The 12912-nt window shown below is 32.0% G+C and carries 13 protein-coding genes; all 13 read left to right on the top strand.

The genetic code is table 11. The annotated features are described in order from the left end of the window. Nucleotides 1-79 precede the first annotated feature (79 nt). The 13 genes from DG435_RS11880 to DG435_RS11825 all read left to right on the top strand — a co-directional run bounded on the left by DG435_RS11880 (nt 80) and on the right by DG435_RS11825 (nt 12907). The gene (locus tag DG435_RS11880; RefSeq protein WP_106791089.1) at nt 80-733 is read left to right on the top strand and encodes a DUF6515 family protein; all 654 of its coding nucleotides are present in this window, start codon (nt 80-82) and stop codon (nt 731-733) included. A 27-nt stretch (nt 734-760) separates the two neighbouring features. Continuing rightward, nucleotides 761-1456, top strand: coding sequence for a hypothetical protein (locus DG435_RS11875; protein ID WP_106791088.1), 696 nt, complete (start codon nt 761-763; stop codon nt 1454-1456). A 368-nt stretch (nt 1457-1824) separates the two neighbouring features. Beyond that, a complete protein-coding gene (locus DG435_RS11870; RefSeq protein WP_106791087.1) occupies nt 1825-2046 on the top strand; it encodes a hypothetical protein in 222 nt (73 codons plus the stop codon). Between the two features lie 266 nt (nt 2047-2312). After that, entirely contained in the window at nt 2313-2501 is a 189-nt protein-coding gene (locus DG435_RS11865; RefSeq protein ID WP_106791086.1) for a hypothetical protein, read from the top strand. Nucleotides 2502-2545: 44 nt separating this feature from the next. Next, a complete protein-coding gene (locus DG435_RS25535; protein WP_159025438.1) occupies nt 2546-2683 on the top strand; it encodes a hypothetical protein in 138 nt (45 codons plus the stop codon). Between the two features lie 28 nt (nt 2684-2711). Beyond that, nucleotides 2712-3368 carry a hypothetical protein gene (locus tag DG435_RS11860; RefSeq protein ID WP_106791085.1) on the top strand — a complete coding sequence of 219 codons (657 nt, stop codon included), beginning with the start codon at nt 2712-2714 and terminating at the stop codon, nt 3366-3368. A 22-nt stretch (nt 3369-3390) separates the two neighbouring features. Further along, nucleotides 3391-3720, top strand: a complete 330-nt coding sequence (locus DG435_RS11855) for a hypothetical protein (RefSeq protein ID WP_108840615.1) — start codon at nt 3391-3393, stop codon at nt 3718-3720. Between the two features lie 311 nt (nt 3721-4031). Beyond that, the gene (locus DG435_RS11850; protein ID WP_159025833.1) at nt 4032-4910 is read left to right on the top strand and encodes a sensor histidine kinase; all 879 of its coding nucleotides are present in this window, start codon (nt 4032-4034) and stop codon (nt 4908-4910) included. A gap of 5 nt (nt 4911-4915) precedes the next feature. Beyond that, entirely contained in the window at nt 4916-5677 is a 762-nt protein-coding gene (locus DG435_RS11845; protein WP_106795195.1) for a LytTR family DNA-binding domain-containing protein, read from the top strand. 155 nt (nt 5678-5832) lie between these two features. Beyond that, on the top strand, nt 5833-6243 hold the full coding sequence (locus tag DG435_RS11840; RefSeq protein ID WP_106795196.1) for a hypothetical protein: 411 nt from the start codon (nt 5833-5835) through the stop codon (nt 6241-6243). Nucleotides 6244-6305: 62 nt separating this feature from the next. After that, nucleotides 6306-8648 (top strand): TolC family protein, encoded by a 2343-nt coding sequence (locus DG435_RS11835; RefSeq protein WP_108840613.1) that lies wholly within the window; start codon nt 6306-6308, stop codon nt 8646-8648. Nucleotides 8649-8683: 35 nt separating this feature from the next. Further along, on the top strand, nt 8684-9775 hold the full coding sequence (locus DG435_RS11830; RefSeq protein WP_106795058.1) for an efflux RND transporter periplasmic adaptor subunit: 1092 nt from the start codon (nt 8684-8686) through the stop codon (nt 9773-9775). Nucleotides 9776-9796: 21 nt separating this feature from the next. Further along, the gene (locus DG435_RS11825; RefSeq protein WP_106795057.1) at nt 9797-12907 is read left to right on the top strand and encodes an efflux RND transporter permease subunit; all 3111 of its coding nucleotides are present in this window, start codon (nt 9797-9799) and stop codon (nt 12905-12907) included. Nucleotides 12908-12912: the final 5 nt, after the last annotated feature.

Genomic DNA, 12912 nt, shown 5'->3' with positions numbered 1-12912 from the left:
ATAAAACCGTATGGATTGCAGATACATTTGTACAAAGATATTCAAGAGATTTAGATCATTTACTATAAAAACAGACCATATGAAAACTATATACAGAATTACAGGAATTATTTTGATCCTAGTTTCATTTCTAGGTACAGATACGATTCAGGCACAAAGAAATGAAGGTAAGAGAAACAGAGGAACTAGTACTCATCGTGATTATGATACCAAGCGATCTGTAAGAACTAATCATTACAGGGGGGATCGATACAGAACACAACCTATTCACAGGAATCCACATTACAGATATCCAAGACATCATAGAGTTATCAGAACATTACCAAGACATCATGTACGTGTAGTATATCGCGGTTTACCATATTTCTATCATGCAGGGGTCTACTATACAATTTATAATGATGTATATGCAACAGTATTACCTCCGGTTGGATTTAGAATAACCGTTTTACCAGTAGGGTATACACGAGTGATTGTAGGGCCATCGATATATTACTACCACTCTGGAGTATATTATGCAGATACTAGTGAATCTGCTTCTGATGATCAAAAATATGAAGTGACCCAACCTCCCGTAGGAACACTTTTGAGAACTATTCATGAAGATGCAGAAGAAGTAGTAATCGATGGTAAAATATTCTATGACTACAATGATATATTGTACAAACGAGTATCCACTTTTGATGGTAATACTGCTTATGAAGTAGTTCATGTACATAACGAAAATAAATAAACACAACTTTTAAATCTTATAAAACCGATGAAAACGATTAACAACCTGATGCTAATTCTATTACTTGTAAGTGGTAGTATTAATGCACAAAATGCAAAAGAAGCCATTCAAAACACAAAGCAAATTGCTGAAGGAAAAAGAAATCTGGAAAGAGATATTAAAGAATTAGGAGCTTTACAATTAAAAATAGTAGCTTTTAAAAAAGCTTTTGATATCCATGATCCATCAATAGCTAATAAGTTGAAACAAGATATTATTACCGATATGATAAGGGAAGTAAAGCAGAGTGAGATTAAAGCAAAACAAGCTAGAATAGAGATTGCTCAAAGCTCGGCAGAAGTTAGATCAGATAGAAGAGAGATTCGAAGGGATAAAAATGACAGTAATAAAGGTAGATATGATCGACATGATGATCAAAGAGATTTGGCAAGGGATCAAGCCAATAAACGGGATGATAAAAGAGACAGGAGAGATGATATCCGAGATTTTAAAGCACAAATTTCGCGAGCAGAACGCCAAGCATTCATATTGAGAAAACTGAAAATATTTAATTTTTCATTTGATCCCGAAATGATAGAAAAATCAATTGCGAACAAAAAATTGATTCAAGAATTTGTACACTCTCTTAATGAGGATATTATAGCCACAAAAAGAGAACTGGCAGAAGACAATCGTGAAAGACACGAAGATAGAAGAGAACGACATGATGATAGAAAAATATGATTTTAGTAAGAAAAGACGATTGAGGTAAGGTGTTTATATGTAGTTTTTTTATTAAAAAAGCCCTTTGTTGATTTAGACAAGGGGCTTTTTGTATGGCATGTATTATATACTGATATAATATATATATATTTTAATTCTATTATCATTCGATGATCTCTTAACCATATTTAGGTTAAAAAAGTAGTTTTTGATCACAAATAGAAACCATAGGTTTTAAATAACTCTCATTTCCATAAACACTTCAGGTTGGGGTATAGATGTTTCATTCTTAATTTTGGTTACTTCATTCATAAACAGTGAGTAAAGACTTGAAATGGATACTAGTTTTGATCCTATAATCAGAAATGATAATCTAAAACTTAGAAAATATGAGAACAATAAGCGCATACATTATAACCGGTATTTTGATAAGCTTTTTTTTAAGAACAAGTATAAAAGATGATTTAGAAATGTATACTCATTTTGAAGTAACAACTGATGCATATGAAGAGATAGTAAATGATACGAATAATGATATTTATGCAGAACCAAATATAGATATCCAAATATCATTAATTGCTAATGAAAGTGATTTTAAAACCGATGAGTAGTAAAAAGAATATTACTTATAAAAAAGATCCTTAACTGGCAGTTAAGGATCTTTTTTATTGGATTGATATGATGAAATCATATGGTAAAAAGAAACGCAATAACCTTGTCTTCAACTTAAAAACACCTCACTGTACTATTGGGTTATTTCACTTTCGATTTTGGATGCTTCACCTAAAAAGTCAATAATTCTGCTCTGATCCCGAGGTACATTTGTATAAGAAAATAAAGAAAAACTCTAATTATAAACAAAATAAAAAAGATAATCATGGAGACAACAAATTTAAGAGTAGTATACAATCATAGAAGTGGATATACAGCAAACACAATAACAAATAGGAATAGAACCATTCATTTTTTGATTGTACTTGCCAAGAGATATAAAGTATGGGTAAAGAGTATGTATAATACACTAGAAGAATATGGTACTGCCGCAGGTATGGCAATTAGAAATTAAACAAACCAGAAAAAGATTAATAATAGAATAATAAAATATAAAAGATGAAAACAATACAATCAATTTTAGGAAACATTTCAAAAAAGATTTGGAATAGCATTTTACAAAATGAAGGGTATAAAAATCATAAAGATTTTATCTCCAGCTATGAGAATGATGAAAGCACCTTTTTATTCATTTAATAAAATAGAAACATAAAATTTAGAAATCATGAAAACAATTAATAAAATATTAGGCATCACCATGGGAATGACACTCTTGTTTAGTTGTTCTGCTGTAAAAGTTACAGATTCCTGGAAAGATGTAAAAACAACAGATATCAAAGAAAAAAATATTATGGTTGTTAGTAAAACAGACAATGAAGTTGCAAGAACAAGATTTGAAAAAGATATGGTATCAACTCTTAATTATAAAGGATATCAATCTGTAGAAAGCTTTGTCATTTTTCCTGAGTCAATATCTACAAAAGAAATGAATGATGATGAAGTAAAAGAAATAAAAGAAAAGCTAAAGAAAAGCGGAATAGATGTAGTAATAATGACCGTATTAAGAGATTGCCAGGAATATACAGAAACTACCACAACAGGCACTACATATCAATTAAGTGCTTATCCAACATTTTATAGACGAGGATATTACGGAGGATTCTATAGATATTATGGTACCGTATATGTACAATCAGATCCAATTACAACAGTGACCTCTTTAGGAAAAAAGTATATACTAGAGACAGTCGTATACGATCTTTCTCTACCCGAAGAAAAACAATTGCTTTCTGTGATTACCACAGTCTTGGATAACCCAGAAACCTTAAGTACTACATCCAAAGATTTTTCTAAAAAAATAGTAAAAGAGCTTATTCAATAAGTAATAATTAAAAACAATAGAAATGAAAGTATCCAACATAATAACAATAGCCATGCTTATAGGAGGATTAATGATATTAACCTCTGGTAAAGAAAAAGTAGAAAACGATACATCTTTTAGTAAAGAAATTAAAACAGAAACTATCCAGAAAGAGGAATTAAACAAAGAAATCGATGAATTAGTAAAAAAAGAGCTAGAACCTGAGATGAGTTTTGAAGATGTGTTTGGAACAGTTAAAGAAAAGCTAATAGAACCCATTGATATACATGATGTAGGAGAAGAAGAAGAGATTATGTATGATGTAGAAGTGAAGGCATATATACCTCAGGGTTTTGATCCGTATAGTAGTTAATCACCCCAAACCTTCACTTTGTTTGAAGAAGCCTCTAATCCCCATACAGAGGCTTCTTCTTTAACTAATGAGAACTAAATATTATGTTTCAGAAATTAGAATATTCTTTCAGCTTAATTTTCCGTAAATTTAAAAATCAAAAATTAGGAACTTTACTATTTATCTTGGGCTTAAAAAAAGTTAAACACACTGTAATTTTAAAGATAGCATTGCTTGTCTCTGTACTCGTTAACTTGCCAAGGACGTTGTCATTATTTGAGTTGACAGATAAATTGATAGAATCTTTTACCCAGGTATCTATAAAAGATATCATGATACGTGTTCTTTTCATTTTTATACTTTCATTTTTAATACTTCAATTAAATGCCAACTGGAAAAATAAGTATGCTGGGTATTCTATTATATTGAGAAGTAGTATAACAATAGTTCTTAATGCGATCGTTTTTTTAGGAATTGTTCAATTATTTATTAATGTATATTCTTTATTCGTAGGAGAATCGCTATCTGAGCCCGAGAAAGGATTGATCTATTTTATTTATTTTGTTGTTTTATTAATAACTCTTTTTATTGCCAGAATTCTTAGATATCAGATTCTTCATCAAGAAGATCTTTTAGAAAATGAAAGACTAAAACAACAAAATCTTCAAAAAGAATTAACAGCATTAAAAAATCAAATTAACCCTCATTTCCTTTTTAACTCTTTGAATTCCTTAAACTCAATTATTCGCGATAATAAAGAAGCTACTACATTTGTAAACAAGTTGTCTTTTATGTACCGATATATTTTGCAAAGTGGAGATAAGGATTTGGTTTCCTTGAAAGAAGAACTTAAATTTTTAGACAGTTATATTCATTTGATAAAAACCAGATATAGGGATCGGTTTATGATTGAAATTGCTATAGAGGATATGCATTTACAAAAAGAGGTGCCTCCATTAGCACTACAATTATTGGTTGAAAATGCGGTAAAACATAATGAGATTTCAGAAGATAATCCTTTGAAAGTCAAAGTTTTTTCTGAAGGAGAAACTATTTGTATAGAGAATATAATTAGACCAAGAACCTCTTTTGTAGATAGTACCGGTAATGGATTAATGAACTTGGATAAGCGATATTTTTTGCTAAAAAAACAACACATTAGTATTAGTAATGCTAATAATGCATTTAGAGTAACACTACCTTTAAGTTAAACCATATGAAAGTAGTACTAGTAGAAGACGAAATAGCAGCAAGTGATCATCTTACTTTTTTACTCAATTCTATCAATCCTGGTATTGAGATTTTAAAAGTTTTAGATTCTGTGAAATCTGCAATCGAGTATTTTTCTGATCCCAACCAGGCAGAATTAGTTTTTATGGATATTCATTTAGCAGATGGAATTTCTTTTGAAATTTTTGATGAAATAGATATTAAAATACCAATCATTTTTACAACAGCTTATGATCAATATGCTATCAAAGCATTTAAAGTGAATAGTATAGATTACTTACTTAAGCCTATAGATGAGGATGAATTGGCAGAAGCTTTGAAAAAATTTAAAACTAAATCCAGAGAAGATGGCTCTATGAATGCCCAAATGAGCGGAATGTTACAACTACTTCAAGCAAAAACGAAATCGTATAAAACTACATATTTGGTACATCAAAGAGATGAATTAATACCTGTTAATACCGAAGGGATAGCTTATTTATATATCGATACAGGAGTAGTTAAAGCAGTCACTACCGAAAATAAGATGTATATTATAGACAAGAAACTTGAGGATATAGAAGAGGAATTAAACCCTGAAAATTTTAATAGAGTTAATCGTCAATTTATAATTCAAAAAAATGCAATCTCTAATATTAAACATTATTTCAATGGTAAGTTGATTGTAAATATAAACCCGGTATCAAAAGAACGCATAGTAGTAAGTAAAGCAAAAGCAACAGAGTTTAAGAAATGGGTAAACTCATAAGTTTTATCTTAACTACTTTACAAAGGATAAAATCAGGAAATCTTTTAAAACTAAAACATTGTTTTATTCACTAGAATAGTCCTTAAAAAAAACTAAATTTATAAATCTGAAATCTTTTATCAGAGAATATAACACTAACCAATAAAACACAAATCATGAGAATTACCATCACTGGAATACTGCTACTTGTGGCTGTTTCTGCCTTCGGACAAACACAAGAAGAGAAAAAACAAGAAGGAGAAAAAAATAAAACACAAATATTTACCTCTGGTGAAAAAGATAATCTGCAATTCTTTTTTAAAGAACAGGTAGATAAAATGAAGCTTTCTGAAGATTTAAGAGATGACTATTATGGTATTATCCTGTATTACTCTAATAAAATGGGGCGTATAGGAAATAAAGATAAAGGATATACCGAAGCAGAGAAAAAAACAAAACTTGATGCTATGGTAATCCAGCTAAATGATGAGACTAAAGAAATTCTGACCAAGGAGCAATACCAAATACATAAAGAAAGTTTCGGCAAAATCATTACTAGTGTATATAACAGAAAAGGCTGGAAATAAGAATAAACTAGGTTTGTGAATATGAACTCACATCAATTATAATTACATATCATCTTATTTATATGAAAAAATTAAAGTTAGTATTCCTACTTGTTTTCATAAACATATTGGGGTATTCACAAACTTCGAAAACAATATCTATTGGTATTCTTGCCGATAAATCGTCAGAAGAGACCCAACCTTTATTAGCAAAACTACAGAGTGAAATTAAATCAGTAGTGGGGCGTGATGCAACTGTTGTTTTCAAAGAGGTGTTAGAAAATGGATTTAATGTTGCTACAGCAAAAACAAACTATCAAACACTCTTGGATACTGATACCGATATTATTCTGGCTTTTGGAGTTGTTAATACTATTGTGGTATATCAGGAAAAAAACTATCCAAAACCTACTATTGTTTTTGGATCTGTAAATGGTGATTTTTATGACTTACCCGAAGGGCAGCAAACCTCTGAGATCGATAATATAACCTATCTCATTACTCCTTTTTCTTATACCAAAGATTTAGAGATCTTTCAATCCCTTTATGAGTATAAAAAAGTGGGTATTGTAATCGATGATGTTATCACTAATGTATTGCCGGTTAAAGCATTATTTGATGATTATTTTTCTAAAAAAGAATCATCTTATACATTGATTCCGCTTAAAGATAAAGGGAATATAGAGGCTGATTTAATTGGTGTAGATGCTGTGTATATAGCAGCAGGGTTTTATTTAAGTGATAGTGAGTTTTCTAAACTAGTTACTACTATTAATTCAAAAAAAATACCATCCTTTTCTGCTTATAGTAAAGAAGATGTAGAGAAAGGAGTTCTAGCTTCTAACCAACCAGAAACGAATATAGATCAGTTTTTTAGACGTATTGCTCTTAATGTAGAAGCAATAGTTAATGGTACAAACCCATCTAAACTACCGATGTATGTAGAGTACAAAAATAAACTTTCTATAAATACCAATACCGCAAAACAGATTGGATTTCCATTGCGTTATAGTCTTATTGCAAAAGCTGATTTTATTGGAGAAGAGAACGGAATAACATCAGATATTTCCTATTCTATTCTTGATATCATGAATGGGGTGGTAGAGAAAAACCTTTCACTTGATGCAGAACGAAAAAATATAGAGTTGAGTACGCAGGATGTAAAAACGGCAAAAAGTAGCTATTTACCAAATGTGACAGCCAATGCTACTGGTGTATATCTCGATCCTAAAGTAGCAGAAATTTCTAATGGTTCGAATCCAGAATTTTCAACCTCGGGAAATATAGCGCTGGAGCAAGTGATTTATTCTGAAAGCGCAGGAGCGAATATTACTATTCAGGAAAATTTACAAAAAGCACAACAAGAAACATATAATGCAGCCGAATTAGATGCAATATTGAATGCTTCGGTTGCATATTTTAATGCCTTAATTCTGAAAACTAATTTACAGATTCAGAATCAAAACTTACAAGTCACCAAAAAGAATTTGGAGCTGGCAGATCAAAATTTTACTGCCGGAGAATCCGGAAAATCAGATGTATTACGCTTTAGAAGTCAGTTGGCACAAAACACTCAGAGTTTAATTGATGCAGGTAATCAAATGCAACAAGGATTTAATACGATCAACCAATTAATGAATAATTCCATTTCAACAGAAATTGATATTGATGACGCAGAAATATCGCAGGGATTATTTAAGAATTATAAATATGAGGACTTTTTGGAGATTCTCGATGATCCAAAACTAAGGCCCGCATTGATTGATTTTTTGGTTGAAGAAGCAAAGAAGAACGCTCCCGAATTAAAAAACATAAATTATAATGTTGAAGCTACCCAGAGAAACTATAGATTAAACAATACAGGACGATTTATTCCTACAGTAGCATTACAAGGTAAATACAGCCTTGCTATTTCAGAATCAGGTAAGGGGTCTACAGTACCTGCAGGAATCCCTACTGTACCAGATGGAACATACAATGTGGGAGTAAATGTATCGCTGCCTATTTTTAAGCAAAATCAACGAAATATCAATAGACAAACTGCAAAAATTCAAGAAGATCAGTTAATGATACAAAAAGGAAATGTAGAGTTGACTATTGAAAAAAATGTAAATGATATTCTATTAGATATGATCAATCAAATTGCCAATATCGAAATATCTAAAGTGTCAGAAGAAACTGCAAGAGAGAGTTTAGATCTTACACAAAATGCATATGCAGAAGGTGCTGTACCGCTTATTCAATTAATTGATGCACAAACCAATTATTTACAAACACAATTGGCTAGCGCAACCGCCAATTATAATTATTTATTAACTTCTATGCAGTTAGAAAGAGCCATTGGTTATTTCTTTTTAATGAATACAGAGGCGAGTAATCAGGATTTTATTCGAAGAGTAAATGAATTTATATTAAGTAGGGACTAATTATAAAACGATAACTGACTAATACACCATCAAGAATGAAACTCACTAAATACATAATACTAACAGCACTTACATTTTTGGTGCTAAATGCTTGTAAAGAGAAAGAAGTAGTAAAAAAAGAAATACTACGCCCTGTACAATTTCAAGTCGTAGGAAGCTCTGATGCTCAAAAAATTAGAACTTTTAGTGGCATTGCCAAAGCCGGTGATGAGATTGAATTAAGTTTTAGAAGTAACGGAATAATTACTGCGCTAAATATCAAAGTTGGGCAGAAGGTAAATAAAGGAGATCTTATTGCTAAATTAGATAATGTACAGGCTAATCTGGCATATGAACAATCGGTTTCTGCACTAAACAGTGCTAAATCTGCAATGAATACGGCAAAATCTAGTTTGGACCGTATTAAATCTTTATATGAAAAAGGAAGTAATTCTTTGAGTGATTATGAAGCAGCAAAAAATTCATATCAAAACGCATTGGATCAATACGAGTCTGCAAAACGTAATAAAAGTATACAGCAATCACAGATCAGTTACGGATATATCAAAGCTCCTAAAGCAGGAATTATTGCAGCAAAGAATAGTCAACTTAATGAAAATGTAAGTGCAGGGCAGGTGATCGCCATATTAAATGCAGGAGATCAAACCAATATAGAAGTTGGGTTACCCGAAAATGTAATTAATAAGGTGAAATTAGGAATGAATCCAGAAATTTCTTTCTCTGCTTTAACAGGAAAAAAATTTAAAGGAAATATTATCGAAATTTCACCTATTGTAAATGAAGGCTCTGCAACATATCCTGTGAAAATAGATATTGCTGATGCAACGGAAGATATTAAACCTGGGATGACAGCAAATGTGACTTTTAATTTTGTAGATACTCAAACCAAAAATGATACAGCACTTGTTATTCCTGTAAAATCTGTAGGCGAAGATGGCGACGGTAATTTTGTATTTCTTATCGAATCTGAAGATGGAACCACAGGAATTGCAAAGAAACATCGTATAGAAATAGGAGAGCTTACAACAGGTGGTTTTAAAATCAAGAGCGGACTTACAGAAGGACAAAAAATTGCTACAGCAGGACTACAAACCTTGTTGGATGGTCAAAAAGTAAAATTACAATAATCGATATCAAAAGAATCAACTATGAATTTTGCTAAATTTTCTATAGAAAAAAACCGGGTTGCACTAAGTATTCTTGCGGTAGTGATGATTATGGGGATGGTATTTTATGCTTCTCTTTCTAGAGATAGTATGCCTCCTTATACCATACGGATTGCTTCTATTGTTTCTTCATTTCCCGGGGCGAGTCCCGAGCGAGTAGAAGAATTGGTCACCGATAAAGTTGAAAAAATAGCTCAGGAATTGCCAGAACTAAAAAAGGTGACAAGTACTTCTCGTACAGGATTATCTGTAGTGAATGTAGAATTAAAAATGGAAGTTACCCCAGAAGAGTTACAACCAGTTTGGGATAGACTGCGTCGAAAATTAAACTCCATTGAAGGATTACCTAATAATGTAACTCCACAACTCAATGATGATGGAATAGGAGAAGTATTTGGGATTGCAGTTGGGATTACCAGTGATGGGTATTCGTATGCAGCAATGAAAGAAAAAGCTGATGATTTACGGGATGACCTGATCAAACTCGAAGATGCTGCAAAAGTAGAAATTAATGGAGCCCAGGAAGAGCGTGTTTTTGTAAAATTTGATAATGCAAAACTTAAAACATATGGACTAACCTCAAGTAGTTTACAAGGTATTATAGGTAGCACTAATATCTTGAATTCTGGAGGAGAAGTTAATATTGAAGAAGAGCGTATTATATTAGAACCCACAGGTAATTTTAATACTATTACCGATATCAAAAATATGTTAATCCCAATTGGGCAAAATGGCCAGGTTGTCGCACTAGGAGATATTACCACTATAGAAAAAGGATATATCAATCCTCCAAAACAAAAGGTGCGTATTAATGGTAAAGATGCAGTTTCTCTTCATATATCTTTAAAAGAAGGAAGAAATATCATCAAACTAGGAGAAGAAATAGATATCATGTTAGCCAAATGGCAAGAAAAACTTCCTGTAGGTTTAGAAGTAGCCAGATTAGCATCTATAGACCAGTACATCGATCTTAAGATCAATGATTTCCTGGGTAATTTGTTACAATCTATAGCAATAGTACTGGCGGTAATGTTAATCTTTTTAGGTTTCCGTACGGGGATGGTGATTGCCAGTTTGATTCCTATAGTGACCATTACCACATTAATGGTTATGGGACTTATAGATGTAGGATTAAATCAAATCACCTTGGCAGCCTTGATCATGGCATTAGGAATGATGGTTGATAATGCTATTGTAGTTGCAGAATCTATTATGGTAAAAATGGAAGATGGTATTGATGTAAAAAAGGCGGCTATTGATTCTTGTGCAGAGTTATTTATGCCACTACTAATTTCTACATTAACAACATCGGCGGCATTCCTTGCTTTCTTTATGGCAGAATCTGTAATGGGAGATATTATGGGGCCTATTTTTGTAGTCATTACCATCGCACTATTGTCCTCATGGATAATTTCCTTAAGTATCATTACTTTATTTTGTGTGTTCTTTCTTAAAATCAAAAAGAGAGAAGATGGAAAAGTTGGGTTTTTGGATAGAATGATTAATAGTTTGAAATCTAAATATAAAGATCTTATTTTATTAGCATTATCCTGGAAAAGATCCGTTTTAATAGGCATAGTAGCCTTATTCTTTTTATCAATCTATGGGTTTACAAAGTTGGCATTCGTATTTTTCCCTGATAGTGATCGCAATATGATCACTATTGATATCAATTTACCTCAAGGAACTAAAATCGAAAGTACTACAGCAACAGTATTGGCAATCGAGAATTATATAACCAAAACATTAAAAGTAACTTCTGAAAGACCAAACGGAATCGTTGATTGGTCATCCTATATTGGCGAAGGCCCATCATCCTACGATCTTGGATATAATGCAGATGAACCTAATTCTAATTATGCTCATATTCTGGTTAACACCTCATCCTTTTTAGTAAATTCTGATATGGTAAAACAAATAGATGCATTTTGTTTCGACACCTTTCCTAATGCCGATATTAAAGTAGGATTTCTAGGATCAGGAGGGGGAGGTACTCCAATTGAAATAAAAGTATCTGGTGATAACCCGGATAAACTGGCCAGTATTGCAGAAGAAATAAAAGCTAAGCTGTTTAGTGTCACAGGAACCAAAAATATCAAAGACGATTGGGGTCCAAAGGGAAAGAAATTTGTAATTGATATCGATCAAAATAAGGCACAATCGGCGGGGATTACAAACCAGGATGTAGCAGTATCTTTACAAACTGTTTTGGATGGTTTTAGGGCAGGAGAGTTTAGAGAGAAAGACAAATCGATTCCAATAGTAATGACCAGTAATCAAGGAAAACAGCAATCGCTGGCTTCTTTAGAAACGTTAAATATATATGGTCAAAATTCTGGAAAAAGTGTTCCGTTATTACAGGTCGCTAATATTATTCCGCAGTGGCAATATTCTAAAATCAAGAGATTAGATCTCACCCGTACTATTAATGTATCTAGTGAATTAACAGAAGATGGAAATGCTTCTGAGATTACTAAAGTAATTAAACCCTGGCTTGCCACTCAAAAATTAAAATGGGGAGAGGAGTATACCTATAAACTAGGTGGTGATGCAGAGAACAGTGCAGAGAATATGGGGGCTGTTGCCAATTATTTACCACTATCTGCATTCATTATTGTAATGTTGTTAATTATACAATTCAATTCCTTTAGGAAAATGACAATGGTTGTTACAACAATTCCTTTAGGGGTGATTGGTATGGTAATAGGGTTATTGATATTTGGCGTTCCTTTTGGATTTATGGCATTTCTGGGTGTAATATCATTGGCTGGGATTGTAATTAATAATGCAATTGTATTGATTGATAGAATAGAGATTGAGGAAAGTGAACTTCATCGAAAACCACAAGATGCTATCATAGCAGCATGTTTACAGCGTTTTAGGCCTATTTTACTGGCAACATTTACAACAGTATTAGGGCTAATACCATTATACCTGGGAGGAGGAGAGATGTGGGAACCCATGGCAGTTACTATTATGATAGGATTGTTATTTGGTACAATAATTACACTGTTATTTATTCCTGCGTTTTATAGTGTTTTGTATAAGATAGATTATAGGGAATATACGTTTAATGAAGAATTACTAAAATAAATTTC

The organism is Aquimarina sp. Aq78, from assembly GCF_900299525.1.
GTDB lineage: Bacteria > Bacteroidota > Bacteroidia > Flavobacteriales > Flavobacteriaceae > Aquimarina.
The sequence above is the reverse complement of the archived record's forward strand: the minus strand, read 5'-3'. Positions and strand labels throughout refer to the sequence as shown.